Below are 17,666 nucleotides of genomic sequence, written 5' to 3' on the forward strand. Positions count from 1 at the left end.
GCGCCAGACGCTCAAAAAGCTGGCAACAGGCTGTTCTGAGGTTTCAAAAGCAACTAATAGTACAACTGTGCGGCCTCCCAATGGGGCATGTCGGGCAGGGGAGCTTCAAAGCGCATTTCTTCCTTGGTAACCGGATGCTGGAACTCCAGCCGGCGGGCGTGCAGGGCAATGCTTACATCGGGCAAAGGCGCTAGGAAGCCGTACTTCACGTCGCCCACGATGGGCGTGCCGAGGCCAGTGCTCAGCTGAACCCGAATCTGGTGGGGGCGGCCCGTGATGGGGTTTACCTGTACCAGCCAGCGGTTGCCGGCCTGGCCCAGCACTTCGTAGTCGAGGTCGGCTTTCAGGCCCTGGGAGTGGCGCTCGGGGTAGGCTTTGGTAGTGTTGCGAATGGGGTCTTTCACCAGCCAGTGCGTGAGGTGGCCGCTTTCCGGCTCCGGGCGCTTGCCCGTGAGGGCCCAATAGGTTTTATGCACCTTATTGTCGCGGAACAGCTCGTTGAGGCGACTCAACGCCTTGCTGGTTTTGGCTAGGGCCACCACGCCGCTCACGGGCCGGTCGAGGCGGTGCGCCACGCCGATGAAAGCCGCGCCGGGCTTTTTGTACTTGAAGCGCAGGTACTCTTCGGCTTTGGCCGATAGGGGCTCATCCCCGGTTGCGTCGCCCTGCACGAGCAGGCCGGCAGGCTTGTTGATGATGAGCAGGTGGTTGTCTTCGAACAGAATTTCCTTCTGTTCCGACCACAAATTCGGACGATTCACTGAAAGGGTAATTATGAATTATGAATTATAAATTATGAATTGCCACAGCGCGCATTCCACCAATTCATAATTCATAATTCTTCATTCATAATTAAAATTAATACGCTTCTTCCGCCGACGGGAAGTCGCGGGTTTTGACGTCGTTGATGTAGCGCGCCACGGCGTCGTGCATCAGGTCGCCCAGGTCGGCGTAGCGGCGCAGGAAGCGCGGCTTAAACTCTTTGGTGATGCCCAGCATATCGTGCACTACTAGCACCTGTCCATCCACTTCGGGCCCGGCCCCGATGCCGATAACGGGAATGGTGAGCTGCTCGGCTACCTGCTTGGCCAGGGTCGAGGGTATTTTCTCAAGGACCAGCGCAAAGCAGCCCAGCTCCTGCAGCAGCTGCGCATCTTCCAGCAGCTTCTGCGCTTCAGCTTCTTCCTTGGCCCGCACGGTGTAGGTGCCAAACTTGTAGATGCTTTGCGGGGTGAGGCCCAGATGGCCCATTACCGGAATGCCGGCCGTAAGAATCCGGCTGATGGATTCCCGGATTTCGGCCCCGCCTTCCAGCTTGATGGCGTGCCCGCCCGACTCCTTCATGATGCGAATAGCCGAGCGCAAGGCCTCCGAGGAATTGCCCTGATATGAGCCAAACGGCATGTCCACCACCACCAGGGCCCGCTTCACTGCCCGCACCACTGATGAGGCATGGTAGATCATCTGGTCGAGCGTGATGGGTAAAGTGGTTTCGTGGCCGGCCATTACGTTGGAGGCCGAGTCGCCCACCAGCAGCACGTCGATGCCCGCCCCGTCGAGAATAGTGGCCATGGAGAAATCGTAGGCCGTGAGCATCGATATTTTCTCGCCGCGCCGTTTCATGGCCAGCAGCTGGTGAGTGGTAACGAGCTTGACTTCTTTGTGCTGCGACATGGAATGATGAGATAGGGTAGCCCGGGAAGGGGAAGAGCAAAAGTAGGTAACTGGCAGCAGTTGCGGGTTCGGCCTGCTTGGTGCTCCCTTGCCAGCTACTGGCGCTGGCTTGCTAGGTTGCCTACCGGTTGTAGAACGAGCGGTTGCGCGTCAGCTTCAGATCCTGCAGCAACGACGACTTGGCCGCAATGGTGAAGTTATAGCCCTGGCGCTGGCCAAACGGAATCCAGTTGCCGCTGATAGCCCAGCAGTGCAGGTCGCGGTAAAAATCCAGGGAGGTGTAGCTCACCTCTTTGTTGCGGAAGTCGTACCCGGTGGTGTAGCCCACGCGCAGCTTGTCGGTGATTTTGATTTCCCCGTTCAGGTTCAGGGCTACCGTCGTGAGGGAGGCCGTGCGCGACTGGCCGGCACGCGGCAATACCGGAGGCTGGTTGAAGTAGGCTGCCGAAAAAGAGGCATTCAGCGTCCAGGGAATCGAAAAATCCACGTAGTCCTCGTAAGGATTCGTGGTGTTGGGGGCACCCAAGGACGGATTGTTGTTGGGGGCTATGTTCTTGTTGGCTTGATTTGTCTGGCGCTGCTGCTTGTTGAACTGGTAGGTGAGCGAGAGGCTGGCCGACACCAGCCGGGCCAGCCGGAATTTGTCCTGCTGCCATAGGAACTGGTCGATGCGGCGGTTGGTACTGTCGCGCTGGTACGTATCAAAAGAAGAACTCACCAGCACATTCAGCTTGCGGGCCACCTGCGTATTTAAAGAGGCGCTGATAATGGATAGCTTCAGCGAATCGGCCGCCAGATTGTAGGTGCCATTGAAGTTGAGATTATCAATCAGGCTGACTTTCTCAAATGGCGTAGTACCCGTGGTGTCCTGCTTGGTACGTACCTTCATTTCCACCTGGTTGTTCACGGAAAAGTTAAGCAGGCTGCCTCGCTCACTGCCCGAAAGGGCGTACGGGAAGTTGTTGTACAACGACAGGTTTTGCTCTCCCAGCAACCGGCCGCTGGCATCGGTGAGCGTTCCAAAGTTCACGGATTCGTACAGCCAGCTGGACGAGCGCAGATCCGGCGTGTAGGAGTAGCTTACGGAAGGCGTCACCTTATGCCGGATAGCCTCCACCCGCTTGCCCTTAATGGAAAACAGCCCGTAGAAGTTGGTGCTGAGTGAGGCCCCACCCTGGTAAGTATGTGCATAGCTGAAGCCCCGCACGGTATCAATCCGTAGCGCCTGCACTTCCTGAATGTACTCGTAGTCCAGACGCTTGCTGTACATGCTGGAACTGTAGGAAACCGAGGGCGAGAAGTTCAGGTGTTTTAGAAGGGTGTAGCTGCCCAGCGAAATCTGAAACTGATTCTCCAAACCCGACCTGGTGTTTTTGAACAGGTCGCCTAGATTGTTGAGCCGAATCGGAATGCGGCGGGCCTCACTGGTACCGCCAATCAGCGGGAGGCCATTGAGCTGGCGGGCGGGCTGCACATTGCTCAGGCGGTTCTGCCCGTTGAGGGTATAGCCAATGGAAAACTGCTCGTAGAAACGGCCCCGGGGCTCCAGGCCCAGCCACTCGTACGGGTACTGCCGGGCTACGCCCACCGTGAAGTTGGGCAGTGTCAGGTTCATCTCACCCGTGCCGGTGTTCTGGCTTTGGTCGAGGTTGATGCCATAGTTTATCGGCGAGTTGCGGATGGTTTTGGAATACCGGATACTGGACGTGAACGAGGAAGTCAGGTAACGTTCGGTATCGAAGGAGTTAAGGCGGTTGTAGTCCTGGCTGCCCAGGTTAACGGAGGCACTGAACTGGCCGCCGCCCGGCCGGGTTTGGGGCGAGTGGCTCCAGCTCACCCAGAACGAGCGCGGCGACTTGGGCTTCTGGTAAGGTTGGTCGAGCGTCACGTCCTCATCCGGCAGAATCTGATTGGCTGGGCGCTGGCTGAACGAGAGGTTGAACGACCCATTGAAGCGGTACCGCCTGCGGTACTGAATATCGGCCTGGGAGCCCCAGCCGCCGAATTCATTGCCCGCGCCGGAATATATTTCGCCGGTAAGGCGCACGCCCACGTACTCGCTGGCCGCCCAGTAGTAGCCACCGTTGCGCAGGAAAAAGCCCCGGTCGGTGGTTTGCCCAAACGAGGGAAAGATCAGTCCTGAGGCGCGCTTCTTGCTGCTGGGGGTGGGAAAGTAGCCAAACAGGAAGCCCAGCGGCGTGGGAATGTCGCCGATAACCATGTTGAACGGGCCACTCACGACCTGTTCGCCTGGCACCGCCTTCATTTTAGCGGCGTTGATGTAGAAATGCGGGTTTTCCAGGTTGCAGGTAGTATACCTGCCGTTGCGCCCGTAAATATCCCCATTGGCCTGGCGCTTGATGGTTTCGGCGTGCACGTAGCCTTCGCCCTGCTGGGTCACGGCCTCGGCTATTTTGCCTTTGCGCGTCTTAAAGTTGTAGGCAATGCGCCCCGACTGGTAGGTCTCAGCGCCGTTTCTGAAAACGGGCTTGTCGCGGATGCGGCCGGTGGTGTCGGGGGCGCCCTCAGCCGTCAGAATGTTCTTGTTGTAGTCGATGGCAATGCGGGCGGCATTCAAAGACAGGTCGTCGTAGTCAATCTTGGCCTTGTCGTAGAGGTAAGCCACGCGCCCCTGCACATCAAACCGGATGGAGTCGGTAGCCGAGTACCGGATAGTGGTTTTGATGTCGCCCTGCGGGGCAGCGGCCACACGCAGGGAGTCGGCGGAGCGGGTGCGGGCGGTGTCCACGGCCAGGCGCGGCCGGGCTTGCGGCACGGCTTTTGGAAGGGGCCGCTGCTGAGCCAGCGCAGCTCCGCTCAGGCTTAGCCACAAACCCAGCAGCAGCGCCAGCCGGGGCACTTTGCCGTATACTAAATACAAAAGGTAGCGGACGGGGAGCAGAGCAGGCAGGGCCACGTGGTTTTTAATCGTTTATTTTGTGGCAGTGTGCAAAGGTAGCGCCTTGCTACCCCAACAAACGAACTCAGTGCGGAATATTGTCGCTTTCGGAACAGCCGCCTGGCTGCTGTTTTCCGGCTTTTCAGCTCCTTCAGCCTTGGCTCCCGTTGCCGGGCCGGTATACAAGTACCGCCTGCGCACGGTGGTGCTCGATGCCGGCCACGGCGGCAAGGACCGGGGCTGCGCCGGCGTCAGCGCCCGGGAGGCCGATGTGTCGCTTAAGCTCGTGCTGGAGCTGGGTCGCCTGATCGAGGAGAATATGCCCGACGTGAAAGTGGTGTACACGCGCAAAACCAATGTATTTGTAGAGCTGGCCGACCGGGCGGGCATTGCCAACAAGCACAACGCCGACCTCTTTATTAGTATTCACTGCAATGCCGGACCGAGCAGCGCGCACGGTACGGAGGTATGGACCATGGGCCCGCACAAGACTGATGCCAACTTAGGCGTAGCCAAGCGCGAAAACGCCGTAATTCTGCAGGAAGAAAACTACAAAGAGCGTTACAACGGTTTTGACCCACATTCGCCCCAGAGCCATATTTTATTTTCCCTGTTTCAGAGCGCCTATATGGTCAACAGCATCCGGCTGGCGCAGAAGGTGGATGAGCAGTTCCGGACCACCGTGGGCCGGCCCAGCCGCGGCGTGAAGCAGGCGGGCTTTCTGGTGCTCTGGAAAACGGCCATGCCCTCGGTTCTCATTGAGGCCGGCTTCCTGACCAACCGCGCGGATGAGCGGTATCTCAACGATAAGTTGGGACAGACGTATATGGCCTCGGGTATTTATCGTGCCTTCAAGGAGTACAAGCGAGAGCTCGAAGGCGACTCCGCCGCCGACTAGCCGGGCCGCACTCCTTGGACACCCGCACATCTTTACCTGCCCACGTTCCAATTCAGCCTTATCGTGTCGAAAGAAATTAAAGTAGCCCTGCTAGCCATTGTGGCCTTGGTGGGGCTGTTCGTTGGGTTTCGGTTTTTGAAAGGCAGCAATGTGCTGTCCTCCAACCGCACCTACTATACCAAGTATGACAGCGTGGATGGCCTCACGCCCGGCAACCCGGTGCTGCTCAACGGCATCCAGGTGGGCCAGGTAAAGGAGATGCAGCTGCTGCCGGAAGAAGGCAACCAGGTGCGCGTAACGATAGAGCTGGGCAAGAGCATTGTGGTGGGCGACTCCACCGTGGCTGTGCTGGGCGGCAGCATCCTGGGCTCTAAAACCATTACCCTGAAGCTAGGTCGCAACACCAAGCAGTTTGATGGGGGCGAAACCATCATCTCGTACCACCCCGCCAGCATCACCGATGCCTTCCAGGCCCGTGCCCTGCCCGTGCTGGGTACGGTCGATTCGACCCTGATCAAGGTGAATTCCTTTCTGAACAAGGATGCCCGCCTGAGCTTGCAGGCCACGCTGCTGAACGCTCAGGGCACTACCGAAGCCCTCAAAAACCTGCTGCTGATGAACCAGCGCAACATCAACCAGATTACCTCCAACATGGCCAAGCTGACGGCCGACCTCTCGGGGACGCAGCGCAAGCTGGACCAGATTGCCGGCAACTTCAGTGAGCTGAGTGACTCGCTTAAGCGCGCCCCGGTAGGCCCCGCCCTGCGCAAGATGAACGCTACGCTCACGGAAGCCCAGGCTGCCATGACCACGCTCAACCACTCGCTCACCGACCAGAAAGGCTCGTTGGGCAAGCTCATCAACAGCGACTCACTCTACAACAACCTTAACGCCACGGCTGCCAGCTCCAACGCTTTGCTGCAGGACCTCAAGGCCAACCCCAAAAATTACGTACACTTCTCGGTGTTCGGGGGCGGCAAGAAAACCAAGACCGAAACGACTACCAAGCCCAGCGGCGAAGTAGAAAAGAAAACCAAAGTAGTAACGCCGGCTCCTGCCACCGAGGCCCTGGTAACGCCCAGCGGCCAGTAGCCGCCAACGCGGCATCCCGGCACTTCCGCTACCTTTGAATCCGCCCCCGCTGGGGCGGATTTTTTTGCCCGACCTACGGTGAATTAGTGAGTTGGTGATTTAGTGAATTTGTCTTTCCGCTGGCGCGGTTTTGCGCAAGTGGCGCGGTCAGAACATCAAACTCACTAGTCGCTTGGTCACTAACTCACCGCTCATCCCACCCCGCATGAACCTCGAATTCAACAAAAACGAAGACCAGCTCAAACAACTCACCTTCCAGCTGCAGCAGCGCCTGAAAAAGGTGCAGCTCGGCGGTGGCGAAAAGCGCATTGCCGCCCACAAGGCTAAGGGTAAGCTCACGGCCCGCGAAAGAATAGAGTACCTGATTGATAAAAACTCCGAAACCGTCGAAATCGGCGCGTTTGCGGGCGAGGGAATGTACCAGGAGGAGGGAGGCTGCCCCAGCGGCGGCGTAGTGGTAGTCATTGGCTGGGTGCAGGAGCGGCAGTGCGTGATTGTGGCCAACGACGCCACGGTGAAGGCCGGGGCCTGGTTTCCGATTACGGCCAAGAAAAACCTGCGCGCCCAGGAAATCAGCATCGAAAACAAGCTGCCGATTATCTACCTCGTCGACTCGGCGGGCGTGTACCTGCCGATGCAGGACGAAATCTTCCCCGACAAGGAGCACTTCGGCCGCATCTTCCGCAACAACGCGGTGATGAGCAGCATGGGCATTGTGCAGCTGGCGGCCATTATGGGCCCGTGTGTGGCTGGCGGCGCTTATCTGCCCATCATGAGCGACGAGGCCATGATTGTGGACGGAACGGGCTCGGTATTCCTGGCCGGCTCTTATCTGGTGAAGTCGGCTATCGGTGAGTCTATCGACAACGAGACGCTGGGCGGGGCTACCACGCACTCCGAAATTTCGGGCGTGACGGACTACAAGTTCAAAACCGACGAGGAGTGCCTCGACCACATCCGCAACATCTTCGACAAGCTCGGGGCGCAGTCCACGGCCGGCTTCTCGCGCAAAACGGCCCAGGCTCCGGCCCAGAACGAGAAGGAAATCTACGGCCTGCTGCCCTCCGACCGCGCCAAGCCCTACGACATGATGGACATCATCAACCGGTTGGTGGATAACTCGGAGTTCGAGCCCTACAAGGACCTGTATGGCCAGACGCTTCTTTGCGGGCTGGCGCGCATTGATGGCTGGGCGGTGGGCATCGTGGCCAACCAGCGCAAAATCGTGAAAACCAAGAAGGGCGCCATGCAGATGGGCGGGGTTATCTACTCCGACTCGGCCGACAAGGCCGCGCGCTTTATTATGAACTGCAACCAGAAGCGCATACCGCTGGTGTTCCTGCACGACGTGTCGGGCTTCATGGTCGGCTCACAGTCCGAGCACGGCGGCATCATCAAGGACGGGGCGAAGATGGTAAACGCTATGGCCAACTCCGTGGTGCCGAAGTTCTCGGTCATCATTGGCAACTCCTACGGGGCCGGCAACTACGCCATGTGCGGCAAGGCCTACGACCCGCGCCTGATTGTGGCCTGGCCCACCGCCCAACTGGCCGTGATGAGCGGGGCCGCCGCCGCCAACACGCTCCTGCAGATTCAGGTGGCTTCGCTTAAAGCCAAAGGCGAGGAAATCACGCCCGAGGCCGAAAAGGAGCTGCTGGACCGCATCAAAGCCCGCTACGAAGAGCAACTATCGCCCTATTACGCCGCCGCCCGCCTCTGGGTCGACGCCATCATCGACCCGCTGGAAACCCGCAAAGTCATTTCCCAGGGCATCAACATGGCCAACCACGCGCCGATTGAAAAAGCATACAACGTGGGGGTGATTCAGGTATGAAGCAAGGTTCAACGCTTATGGCAGAGTTGACTGTTACCATCAAAGAGTTTTTTGATGATGCTCAGCCTGGTTGGGTAAGAGCCATATTCTATGACATTGATAGGAAGCAATGGTCAATAGTTGAGAAGATACCAATAGTCACAGAGGATGATTTAGATGAGCATAGCCATTATCCACAGCAGGGCCTCGTTGCAACTAGTATCAGGGAAACCTACAAACTGGATGGGCAGGAAATAGCCGTAATAGATTTAAGCCAGCCTGATAGTATTTGTGCTGAAGATGGTACGGAAGTATTTCATGTCTTTAAAGAACAGTTGATAGTTAAATAGGCAATCAGGCAGGCATCAAATGGATTATTGTCTGCCGTCTGTATGGAACCCATATGACTCTTGATCGGCTGCAACGGGGCGGACAAAACCAAGGCCCGCTACGCCTAAATGCCCCGGTTTCCTCCTGCAACTATAACAGCCCTGTTTCCCGCAGAAGTTGCCCGTATACGATTACATCGAAGCACCTGCTCCCGGAAGTTGCCTATAGATAAACGCATACAGGCAACTCCGGGAGCAGGTGCTTCGATACAAATACATTCGTCCTCCTTCCTATAGGCAGATGGGCAGATACAAAGAGGGGGAGGCAGCTTCAGCCAGAAAGAACAGGAGGTAGCGGCCAGCGTACCTGTTTCTTCCGGCAGGTTAGGCCAGAGCTGCCTCATTCGCCGTAGCGCATGTATCATCCAAGTCGTATCTTCCCCACACTATGAAAACGCTGACCCTCACTGTTCCCGACTCGCTGGACCTTAGCGCCCAGGAAGCCGCCATGCTCCTGGCCGCTCACCTCTACGAGCAAGGCAAACTTACGCTGGGTCAGGCGGCGGAGGTAGCCGGCTATAGCAAGCGCACCTTCATGGAGCTGCTGGGCCAGTACGGCGTATCGGTTATCAACCACCCGGCTACTGACCTGGAAAACGACCTGCTGAATGCCGCCCGTTATCATTGCTGACACCAGTTGTCTGATTTTGCTGGAAAAAATCGGTGAGCTGGCCTTGCTGCCTCAAGTATTCGGGCCGATTACCGTGACTGGCACCGTAGCCAAAGAATACGGCCTACCGCTACCGGAATGGGCGCAGGTAAAGCATCCACAAGACCTAAAGCAGCTACAAGTATTGGCGCTTACCCTTGACCCGGGCGAGGCCAGTGCCATTGCCCTGGCGCTGGAGCAGCCGGACAGTTTGCTGATTATTGATGAACAGCGGGGGCGCCGCGTGGCCCAACAGTTACAGCTAACCGTTACGGGCACGTTTGGGGTGCTCCTGCAAGCCAAACGCAGCGGCTACCTCGCTGCCATCAAGCCGGTGCTGGCCCGCATCCGGCAAACCAATTTTCGTATTTCCGCTGAGCTGGAAACGCAGGTGCTTCGGCTTGCCGGCGAGCTATAACCGGGCACTACCACCCGCCCAAGCTGCGCAATGTCCTGAGGGCCATTGCGCCTACCGGATGCAGGCGGCGCGCGTGCAACCTTTTAGCGCCTGGAAGCCTCCCTAGGGCAACTTTCTCCCTAACTCCTGCATGAAAAAACGCTTACTCGTCCTGCTGCTGGCTTTCGGCAGTGCCGCTGCTACCCTCGCCCAGACGGCGCCCACCGAGGTGATGATTGCGGGCTCCGACCACCTCAACCAAATCTACAGCAAGGATTATCCTACCACCGATGTGCTGACGGCTAAAGGCCAGCAGGATATCGGACGCTTCACGGCAGCCCTGGCCCGGTACAAGCCCGATATGCTGGTCGTTGAAAGTCTGCCCGAGGAGCAGGCCGAAGTGGACAGCCTCTTTGCCCTGTACCGGCAGGACAAGCTGAACCTGATGACGCTGCCCGGCGGCCGTAGTGAGGTATTTCAGGTGGCATTCCGGCTGGGCAAACAGCTGGGGCTGAATAAAATTTACTGTACGAATGCGCCCGGCGGCACCTCGCAGGGGATTTTGCGCACCGGCCAGAACATTGAGCTGTACCAGCAGGCCCAGCAGGAGCTAAGCAAAGTGGCTGGCGGCCTGAAAACGCAGCTGCAGCAGGGCGCCCTCTCGCTCTACGATTACGAGGTGGCTATCAACCAGCCGGAGCTGTACAACCAGGTGTACCGGCTGCGCTACGTGACGCCGGCCCGCGTGGTAAACGGCCGCTTCACCAAACCCGATGCTCAGGTGGATACCGCTTTTATCAACCCGAAATACATTGGAGCGGAGCTGATTTCGGTGTTCAAGAACCGCGACTATAAAATTTACTCCAACATCGTGGTGCAGGCGCTACAAACCAAGCCCCGGCGCGTGCTGGCGCTGTTTGGGGCGGCCCATATCGGCTCCCTGCAAAGCATCTTCGCCAGCGACCCGGCGTTTCGGGTGGTGGAGTCGAAGAAGTACCTGAAAAAGTAGCGGGCTAGGCTGCGGGAGCAAGACGCAGTAATTGGGTAGGTATAGCCCTTGGTCCTATGATTGTTCAAGTTTATACGGGTAAATTTCTATATTGGGCTCTATGGAGCCCGACCTGACCCCATTGCCCGTTTTGCCTTACTATAATCTGGTGTTCCAGTCGGCTCCACCGCTGCTGTACGGCGTCTCGGTACGGCCTCTTAGTCCGTTGGAAGTCACGGAAGTATGCGAGCTGCTGCTGGCCACGGCCGTGCGCCACGCCTGTCCCTACTGGATGCTGGACGGCCTCCGGCAACAGAGCCCGCAGCCTCAGACCCTGCACAACTGGATGCGCGAGGAATATTTTCCGCGGGTGCGGCGCGAGCTAAAGCAAATGCCCTTTATTGCCTTTCTGGTGCCGCTTTTCATTTGGGAAGCGCTGCCAAAAGTAGGCTACGACAACCCGCTGGACGAGCAGGTGCAGGGCGTACGCATGGGCTGGTTTACCGACCCCAAGCAGGGCCTGGCCTGGCTGAACCGCCACCGTGCCGACATGGGCACCAGCGCCCGAAGTTTGTAGATAGGCTGCCACAGGCAATGTAAAAGCAGAAAATGCGGCCGCCTTACCTGCAACCAATTGTTCGGTGCGTGCCTCCGTGCTAATTGAACAAGGCACGGAGCCTTTCACCAGCAAGAGAAAAGTATGCAGCACCTGATACGGGTAGGTATTCTGGCTTTATTGAGCCTAAGCGCGCAGGGACAGGACCTGAAAAATGCAGTGAAATCCGTTGTGGCGGACAAGCCCAAAGAGCCCATTGAGATAGTGCTGCTGGGCAGCACGCACTTTGGAGGGGAAAGCCTCTATCAAAAGTTTCCGAAGGCCGATTTGCTGAGTGAGAAGCGGCAGCAGGAAGTGGCGGAGGTAAACAAGCGTCTGGCCCGGTTCCGGCCCGATATGGTGATGGTAGAAGATACCCCGGAGGAACAAGCCAGCCTCGATAGCCTGTACACGCTCTACAAAGCGGGCAAGGTGAAGCCGGCCGACCTGCCCTATAGCCGCTCCGAAAAAAACCAGTTTGGCTTTGCGGTGGCCCGGCAGCTCGGCCATGAGCGTGTCTGGGGAATAGACTGCTACGAAAGCGTTTCGAGCCGGATGCTGACTTCCGGCACCAATCTCAACTACTTTGTATCCAGCCTGGACAAGTTTTCGGCGGTTGGCCGCCTGGCCGATACGCAGTTCAAGGACGGCACGCTGGGGGTGCAGGGCTATCTGGAGTTTCTGAACCACCCCGCCATCCTGGATGTAACGTACCGCACCCTGTTTATCAACCCGGCCCGGGTGCAGCAGGGACGGTTCACGAATCCGCCGGCCCAATACGTGGATACGGCCTACGTCTCGCCCCGCTACATCGGCGCTGAGTTCATTTCTGTCTTTACGGAGCGGGAATTGAAAATATACTCCAATATTGTAGCCACTCAGCTGGCGCACCCCGGCAAGCGCCTGCTAGTAGTGATAGGCCAGCGGCATGCGGCCGCCCTCACCAAGATCTTCGCCAGCGACCCCGCCTACAAAGTGGTGCCCGTAAGTACGTATCTGAAAGGAAACGTGCCTCTGTAGAAGCTAGGCGTGGGCAAGGCACCAGTGCTTTGGCTGATTTAACCTCGACTTAGACCCCATGCTCACTTTACTGAAAACCACCTCGGCCGATGCCGACTTCCAGGAGCTGGTGGCCCTGCTCGACCAGGACCTGGCCGTGCGTGACGGCGCCGACCATGGCTTTTATGCCCAGTTCAACAAGATTGATATGATCGGGCACGCGGTGGTGGCCTACTGGAACAACCAGCCGGTGGGCTGCGGCGCCATCAAGAAGTATGATGAGGAGGCCGTGGAAGTGAAGCGTATGTTTGTGCGGCCCGAGTTTCGGGGCAAGGGCGTGGCGCCGGCCATTCTGCAGGAGCTGGAAGCCTGGGCCAAAGAGCTGGACTACACAGCCTGCGTGCTTGAAACCGGTAAAAAGCAGCCCGAGGCAATCCGCCTCTACGAGAAAAGCCAATATGCCCACACACCCAACTACGGGCAGTACGTCGGCGTGGAGAACAGCGTGTGCATGCGCAAGGAACTGCGGGAGAAGTAAGACGGCCGCTTGCTTGGAGCCGGTTTAAGGAAGTGAACAATCTGCCCCCATATGGGCGTTAGTTCTCAGCGGCGGTGGGGAAAACCTGCCTTCGTTGCGTTACTTTGTACTTCCTGTGCTATTTGTAGGCTTTCCGCTCTTCTGACTCTACGCTGCATCCCTTGACGAACAAAGAAATCAAAGCCCTTATTTCCCTGCTCGACGACCCGGAAATTGCTCCCCAGATCCAGGAAAAGATTCAGACGCTGGGGGAAAGCATTATTCCGTTTCTGGAAGAGTCGTGGGAGGAAACCCTGAACTCCGACCAGCAGCAGCGCCTCGAAAACCTGATTCATCACCTGCAGTTCGACGGGCTGCAGCAGCGCCTGCGCGTGTGGCGCGACTCGGGCGGCGAAAACCTGCTGGAAGGTATGTGGCTGCTGAACTCCTACCAGTACCCCGATGCCGATCTGCAGGCCCTCACGCGCTCCATCGAGCAGCTGCGCTTTGAGGTGTGGACGCTCACGCGCCCGGCCATGCACCCCGCCGACCAGGTGCAGACGCTCAACCACGTGCTATTCAAGACGCACAAGTTTGCGGCCAACACCCAGAACTTTCATTCGCCGGCCAATTCTATGCTGCAGCGCGTGCTGGAAACGCGGCGCGGCAACCCGCTCACCTTGTGCGTGATTTACCTGCTGGTAGCCCAGCGCCTAGGCTGGCCGGTGTACGGCGTAAACCTGCCCAACCTGTTCGTGCTCATGTTCCGGCCCACCAACCCAAATTTGGAGCCGTTCTACATCAACTGCTACAACCGCGGCCTCATCCTCTCGCGCACAGATATCGAGCACTACATTGCGCAGCTCAACCTCTCGCCCAATCCCATGTATCTGGAGCCCTGTTCGCACCTGGATATCGTGCGGCGGGCCCTGCGCAACCTGTCCGTGAGCTTCGAGAAAATTCAGGAGCCCGCTAAAGCCGCCGAGGTAAACCAGCTGCTCGCCATCCTGCTCGAAGCCCCGGAAGCCACCACCGACGCTACCGAGGACGAAACGGAAGAATAGCCACCCTTGTCCGGCCCTGGTGAGAGTCGAAACATGAAAACCCCTGACGTCTGCGCAGACATCAGGGGTTTTCTATTCTGAAGCTAGCCTCTGGATCGGCTACTTTTTCTTGATAAGGCAGCCGGCAGCGCGCTGGGCCGCCATACCGGCGGGCTTACCGGCCAGGAGGTTGTCGAGAACCTGCTGCACGTAACGCTGCTTCACGTAGGCATCCATCTGGGGGTTGTCGTCGATGGCCCCGCGGTAGCGCACGGCAAAGCCGTTGCCGGCGGGCTGCAGCACCACGGCCTCGGGCGTTTTGCTGGCTCCGAGCAGCGTGCTTACCTGGGCCGCATCGTCGCGCAGATACGTCAGGCTGTTGGTGCCGTCGGCTTTGATCTTCAGCTTGTCGGCCTCAGCATCGGCGCTGGCTTCCAGGTTGATAGGGGTATCGATGAACAGAAATTGCACGCCCTTGCCGCCGTAGGTGCTGGCCAGCGCGCTGAGTCGGTCCTGGTAGAGGCGCGAAAACGGGCAGCTTTGGCTGATGAATACCACTACTACCGCTTTGCTGCCGGCATAGGAGCTCAGCTTCACGTCGGAGTTGGCGGCGTTTTTCAGGGTGAAGTCGGTGACGGTGGCCGGACCCTGCGCCCGGGCTACGCCCACGGCCACGGAACCCAGCAACAGAGCCGTGGCTACAAGAATGGAAATTCGGCGAAGCTTCATGGCGAAGAGGTTAGGCGAGCGGAAAAGTAGGGCCATCGAGGCAGTAAGTGAGTACGTAGGAAGAAGTAAGGCAGCGGTACTGTACCTGGTGTTGGCTGCGGGAGTTGTCCAGGAGCAGGTGCCCCGTCATGGCACCCGCCTCCCGCAGCCGAAACGGGTCGAGCAGAATCTGCTCTTTAAACACCAGGGCCCGGCGACTGTGCAGCTTATACAAGGTTTCTTTGGCACTCCAGTATAAGCTGTATTTCAGGGCTTCGTCGCCGGCGTCCTCCAACTCCGTGCTGGAAAGAAACCGGGGCGCGAGCTGCCGGGCTTTGGGCCGCACTAGTTCAACATCTGTGCCAACGCGTCCGCCCTGGCTCAGCACCGCCGCCACCCACTCGCCGGAGTGCGACAACGACACGGCCAACGCCGGCTGCTGGGCGAAGAACGGCCGGCCGTTCGGGTCGTTGCTGAGAGGGCCGGCCGGGTGGGGTGTGAGCTGCTGCTGGAGCGTGTGGGCCAGCACCCGGCCGGCCAGCCACTGGCGGGTGCGGGTTTCGTCGCGGCCGGCGGGCTGGCGGGCGGCGTACCACTCGAAGTAAGGCAGGAGAGACGCCAGCTCCGGCGCCGGTTCCGTCAGGTTCCATAGGCCCAGCAGGGCATGGGGAGCAAGCGGCGTGACGGAAGAAAGCGGCATGAGGAGGCGAGCACAGAAGTTCAAAGACGAAAGTCGGGGTTCCAAGCCGGATTCCGATGCGCGGCCCGAGCAAAACCGGTCGGGGCCGGGAAATCTGGCGTACTTTGCGCTTTGGTTTGTTTTCCGCTATGACTACGCTCTTCCGTCCGCAGGTGCAGAAACTGGCTACGCTCAGCGGCCACCGCGACTGTGTGTATGCCCTGAGCGGAGCCACCGACGAAGCCGCCATCTACTCGGCCGGCACCGACGGCTTCGTGGTGAGCTGGAGCCTGGACGACCCTACGCAGGATGGTGAGCTGGTGGCCCGCGTCGAAAACTCGGTGTATGCCCTGCGCTACGTGCCGGCCCGCCGCTGGCTGCTCATTGGCCACAACTTCCAGGGCGTGCAGGCTATTGATTTAGATGCGCGTCAGCTGGTACACGCCACCGCTTTGCCGCCGGCCGCCATCTTTGAAATCCTGTATGATGAAACCCGGCAGCGCGTGTACGTGGCCCTCGGCAACGGCCAGCTGGCCGTGTTGCACACGGCAGATCTGCGGCTTCTGCAGCTGGTTTCGCTCTCCGATAAAAGCCTGCGCTGCCTGAGCTTGCACGCCGGGCGCGGCGAGCTGGCCGTGGGCAGTTCCGATACCCGCGTATACATCCTCGATGCTGACTCGCTGGCCGTGAAGCATACCATAGCTGCCGGAACCAACTCCATCTTCACCGCCGCCTACTCGCCCGATGGCCGCTACCTGCTCACGGCCGGCCGCGACGCCCACCTGCGCCGCTGGGACGTGGCGGTCGATTATGCAGAGGACCTCAGCGTGGTGGCGCACCTCTTCGCCATCAACCACCTCACCTTCAGCCCCGACGGGCAGCTGCTGGCTACCTGTAGCATGGATAAGTCCATCAAGCTCTGGGACGCCGATTCGCTGCGGCTGCTGCGCGTGGTAGACCGCGCCCGGCACGCGGGCCACGGCACCTCGGTAAACCGGCTGTTTTGGTCGGCCCGCCAAAATCGGCTAGTTTCGTGTAGCGACGACCGTAGTCTGGTCGTTTGGCAAATCAGTAGGGAGGACTCAGGAACTGGAAGCTAGAGTATGTTTCCCTTCGCACGCCATGTACGTTTCCTGACTTCTCGCTTCTAACTTCTCGCTCCTTCATGAAAATCACCGCCCTCGATATCCGGCAGAAAACCTTTGAAAAAGCCTTTCGGGGACTTGACAAGGACGAAGTACAGGCCTTTCTGAACTCACTTTCGCAGCAGTGGGAGCGGATGGGCGACGAAAACCGAGAGCTGCGCCTGAAGCTGGACCATGCCACCCAGGAAGTGCAGAAGATGCGCGAAGTGGAATCGTCGCTCTACCGCACGCTCAAAACGGCCGAGGATACGGGTAACAGCATTACGGAGCAGGCCCAGCGCGACGCCGAGCTGCGCATCCGCGAAGCCCAGCTGAAAGCCGAGCAGCTCCTGGCCGATGCCCGCCAGAAAGCCCGCACGGTAGTAGACGATGCCTATAAGCAGGCCGAGAAAACCATTACTGAAATGCAGAAGGAGGTGAACCTGCTGGGCCAGGAGCACCAGCGCCTCGAAGGCGTACTCGAAGGCCTCGTGCGCGACCTGCAGCACCTGGCTACCGATGCTCTGGATAAAGTGGAGAAAAGTCGTAACCGGCCGAAATCCTCCATGGCGGCTATCCTTTCGCGGGCGGCCAGCGTAAAGGTGAACAAACCTGAACCTTCACCTGAAGCCCCCGCACCCATGCTTGTTCATACTGCTTCCACTTCGTCGGCTGCGGCCGTTGGTAGCGCTGCCCGTCCGGCAGGGCTGGTAGCCGGCAGCGCCTCCTCGGAACGCGCCCCCATTGGCTCTCAGCCCGGCGCCTACAACCCGAAACCCGGCCAGCAGCCCGACCCCGGCGCCCCGGCCCAGGCCCCCGGCCCCGAGATTGAGCGGCCCGGTGCCCCAGCCGAAAACCCCGGCATCTCGCCGGCTCCCCACATCGACCCGCCCGCACCTTCGCAGGTGCCCGACCCCGCTCCGCCCCGTGTCGAGCCGGTTGCACCCGACATCCGCCCCATCGGGCCGAATCACCCGGAAATCAACCAGCCCATACCCACCACGCACCCCGGCCAGCCAGGCATGGCTGCTGCCAGTGAAAAGTCATTCTTCGACGAAATCTAAACCAGGGATTGGCTGCGCCGAACTTCGTTTCGCACGGATTTCCTGGATTCTGTAGACGATTGGAAAAGCTGCCCCTTTGGGTGGCTTTTTCTGTTTTGTAGTAAAGAGGAAGCCAGGAATACGCCTCAATCCGTGGTT

Annotated in this window: 18 protein-coding genes; 13 read left to right on the plus strand and 5 right to left on the minus strand. The window is 59.0% G+C overall.

What is annotated here, in order from left to right:
• Window positions 1-53 precede the first annotated feature (53 nt).
• The 3 genes from LRS06_RS14080 to LRS06_RS14090 form a co-directional block, all read right to left on the minus strand.
• On the minus strand, window positions 54-761 hold the full coding sequence (locus tag LRS06_RS14080) for an RluA family pseudouridine synthase (RefSeq protein WP_257872049.1): 708 nt from the start codon (window positions 759-761) through the stop codon (window positions 54-56).
• A 97-nt stretch (window positions 762-858) separates the two neighbouring features.
• Window positions 859-1,674: a 3-methyl-2-oxobutanoate hydroxymethyltransferase gene (gene panB / locus LRS06_RS14085; RefSeq protein ID WP_257872050.1), complete on the minus strand. Its 816-nt coding sequence runs from the start codon at window positions 1,672-1,674 to the stop codon at window positions 859-861.
• A 121-nt stretch (window positions 1,675-1,795) separates the two neighbouring features.
• Complete coding sequence (locus LRS06_RS14090) at window positions 1,796-4,555, minus strand: putative LPS assembly protein LptD (protein ID WP_257872051.1); 2,760 nt, start codon at window positions 4,553-4,555, stop codon at window positions 1,796-1,798.
• 175 nt (window positions 4,556-4,730) lie between these two features.
• Between LRS06_RS14090 and LRS06_RS14095 the strand changes: the two genes are divergently transcribed.
• From LRS06_RS14095 to LRS06_RS14145, 11 genes are all read left to right on the plus strand, one after another.
• On the plus strand, window positions 4,731-5,471 hold the full coding sequence (locus LRS06_RS14095; RefSeq protein WP_257872052.1) for an N-acetylmuramoyl-L-alanine amidase: 741 nt from the start codon (window positions 4,731-4,733) through the stop codon (window positions 5,469-5,471).
• Between the two features lie 63 nt (window positions 5,472-5,534).
• A complete protein-coding gene (locus LRS06_RS14100; RefSeq protein WP_257872053.1) occupies window positions 5,535-6,563 on the plus strand; it encodes an MlaD family protein in 1,029 nt (342 codons plus the stop codon).
• 205 nt (window positions 6,564-6,768) lie between these two features.
• Window positions 6,769-8,397, plus strand: a complete 1,629-nt coding sequence (locus tag LRS06_RS14105; protein ID WP_257872054.1) for an acyl-CoA carboxylase subunit beta — start codon at window positions 6,769-6,771, stop codon at window positions 8,395-8,397.
• A gap of 17 nt (window positions 8,398-8,414) precedes the next feature.
• The gene (locus tag LRS06_RS14110; RefSeq protein WP_257872055.1) at window positions 8,415-8,726 is read left to right on the plus strand and encodes a hypothetical protein; all 312 of its coding nucleotides are present in this window, start codon (window positions 8,415-8,417) and stop codon (window positions 8,724-8,726) included.
• A 427-nt stretch (window positions 8,727-9,153) separates the two neighbouring features.
• On the plus strand, window positions 9,154-9,396 hold the full coding sequence (locus LRS06_RS14115) for a UPF0175 family protein (protein WP_196953720.1): 243 nt from the start codon (window positions 9,154-9,156) through the stop codon (window positions 9,394-9,396).
• A complete protein-coding gene (locus LRS06_RS14120; protein ID WP_257872056.1) occupies window positions 9,374-9,832 on the plus strand; it encodes a DUF3368 domain-containing protein in 459 nt (152 codons plus the stop codon). The genes LRS06_RS14115 and LRS06_RS14120 overlap by 23 nt, the downstream gene beginning before the upstream one ends.
• Before the next feature lie 130 nt (window positions 9,833-9,962).
• Window positions 9,963-10,820, plus strand: coding sequence for a DUF5694 domain-containing protein (locus tag LRS06_RS14125; protein WP_257872057.1), 858 nt, complete (start codon window positions 9,963-9,965; stop codon window positions 10,818-10,820).
• A 100-nt stretch (window positions 10,821-10,920) separates the two neighbouring features.
• The gene (locus LRS06_RS14130) at window positions 10,921-11,376 is read left to right on the plus strand and encodes a hypothetical protein (protein WP_257872058.1); all 456 of its coding nucleotides are present in this window, start codon (window positions 10,921-10,923) and stop codon (window positions 11,374-11,376) included.
• Between the two features lie 123 nt (window positions 11,377-11,499).
• The gene (locus LRS06_RS14135; RefSeq protein WP_257872059.1) at window positions 11,500-12,414 is read left to right on the plus strand and encodes a DUF5694 domain-containing protein; all 915 of its coding nucleotides are present in this window, start codon (window positions 11,500-11,502) and stop codon (window positions 12,412-12,414) included.
• A gap of 58 nt (window positions 12,415-12,472) precedes the next feature.
• On the plus strand, window positions 12,473-12,931 hold the full coding sequence (locus LRS06_RS14140) for a GNAT family N-acetyltransferase (protein WP_257872060.1): 459 nt from the start codon (window positions 12,473-12,475) through the stop codon (window positions 12,929-12,931).
• 161 nt (window positions 12,932-13,092) lie between these two features.
• The gene (locus LRS06_RS14145) at window positions 13,093-13,974 is read left to right on the plus strand and encodes a transglutaminase-like domain-containing protein (protein WP_257872061.1); all 882 of its coding nucleotides are present in this window, start codon (window positions 13,093-13,095) and stop codon (window positions 13,972-13,974) included.
• Between the two features lie 99 nt (window positions 13,975-14,073).
• Here the strand turns inward: LRS06_RS14145 and LRS06_RS14150 are convergent, their stop codons facing one another.
• Both LRS06_RS14150 and LRS06_RS14155 read right to left on the minus strand, forming a co-directional pair.
• Window positions 14,074-14,682: a redoxin domain-containing protein gene (locus tag LRS06_RS14150; RefSeq protein ID WP_257872062.1), complete on the minus strand. Its 609-nt coding sequence runs from the start codon at window positions 14,680-14,682 to the stop codon at window positions 14,074-14,076.
• A gap of 10 nt (window positions 14,683-14,692) precedes the next feature.
• The gene (locus LRS06_RS14155) at window positions 14,693-15,361 is read right to left on the minus strand and encodes a 4'-phosphopantetheinyl transferase superfamily protein (RefSeq protein WP_257872063.1); all 669 of its coding nucleotides are present in this window, start codon (window positions 15,359-15,361) and stop codon (window positions 14,693-14,695) included.
• A gap of 128 nt (window positions 15,362-15,489) precedes the next feature.
• Here LRS06_RS14155 and LRS06_RS14160 point away from each other — a divergent pair, with 128 nt between their 5' ends.
• Window positions 15,490-16,440, plus strand: coding sequence for a WD40 repeat domain-containing protein (locus LRS06_RS14160; RefSeq protein ID WP_257872064.1), 951 nt, complete (start codon window positions 15,490-15,492; stop codon window positions 16,438-16,440).
• Window positions 16,441-16,505: 65 nt separating this feature from the next.
• On the plus strand, window positions 16,506-17,528 hold the full coding sequence (locus LRS06_RS14165) for a DivIVA domain-containing protein (RefSeq protein WP_257872065.1): 1,023 nt from the start codon (window positions 16,506-16,508) through the stop codon (window positions 17,526-17,528).
• Window positions 17,529-17,666: the final 138 nt, after the last annotated feature.

The organism is Hymenobacter sp. J193 (genome assembly GCF_024700075.1).
Lineage (GTDB): Bacteria > Bacteroidota > Bacteroidia > Cytophagales > Hymenobacteraceae > Hymenobacter.

What these genes read in the sequence shown, in the direction of transcription:
- LRS06_RS14165 (WP_257872065.1), top strand. Translation starts at nt 16,506, where the DNA reads ATGAAAATCACCGCCCTCGATATCCGGCAGAAAACCTTTGAAAAAGCC.
- LRS06_RS14125 (WP_257872057.1), top strand. Translation starts at nt 9,963, where the DNA reads ATGAAAAAACGCTTACTCGTCCTGCTGCTGGCTTTCGGCAGTGCCGCT.
- LRS06_RS14150 (WP_257872062.1), bottom strand. Translation starts at nt 14,682, where the DNA reads ATGAAGCTTCGCCGAATTTCCATTCTTGTAGCCACGGCTCTGTTGCTG.
- LRS06_RS14105 (WP_257872054.1), top strand. Translation starts at nt 6,769, where the DNA reads ATGAACCTCGAATTCAACAAAAACGAAGACCAGCTCAAACAACTCACC.
- LRS06_RS14140 (WP_257872060.1), top strand. Translation starts at nt 12,473, where the DNA reads ATGCTCACTTTACTGAAAACCACCTCGGCCGATGCCGACTTCCAGGAG.
- LRS06_RS14135 (WP_257872059.1), top strand. Translation starts at nt 11,500, where the DNA reads ATGCAGCACCTGATACGGGTAGGTATTCTGGCTTTATTGAGCCTAAGC.
- LRS06_RS14130 (WP_257872058.1), top strand. Translation starts at nt 10,921, where the DNA reads ATGGAGCCCGACCTGACCCCATTGCCCGTTTTGCCTTACTATAATCTG.
- LRS06_RS14115 (WP_196953720.1), top strand. Translation starts at nt 9,154, where the DNA reads ATGAAAACGCTGACCCTCACTGTTCCCGACTCGCTGGACCTTAGCGCC.
- LRS06_RS14155 (WP_257872063.1), bottom strand. Translation starts at nt 15,361, where the DNA reads ATGCCGCTTTCTTCCGTCACGCCGCTTGCTCCCCATGCCCTGCTGGGC.
- LRS06_RS14110 (WP_257872055.1), top strand. Translation starts at nt 8,415, where the DNA reads ATGGCAGAGTTGACTGTTACCATCAAAGAGTTTTTTGATGATGCTCAG.
- panB (WP_257872050.1), bottom strand. Translation starts at nt 1,674, where the DNA reads ATGTCGCAGCACAAAGAAGTCAAGCTCGTTACCACTCACCAGCTGCTG.
- LRS06_RS14160 (WP_257872064.1), top strand. Translation starts at nt 15,490, where the DNA reads ATGACTACGCTCTTCCGTCCGCAGGTGCAGAAACTGGCTACGCTCAGC.
- LRS06_RS14120 (WP_257872056.1), top strand. Translation starts at nt 9,374, where the DNA reads ATGCCGCCCGTTATCATTGCTGACACCAGTTGTCTGATTTTGCTGGAA.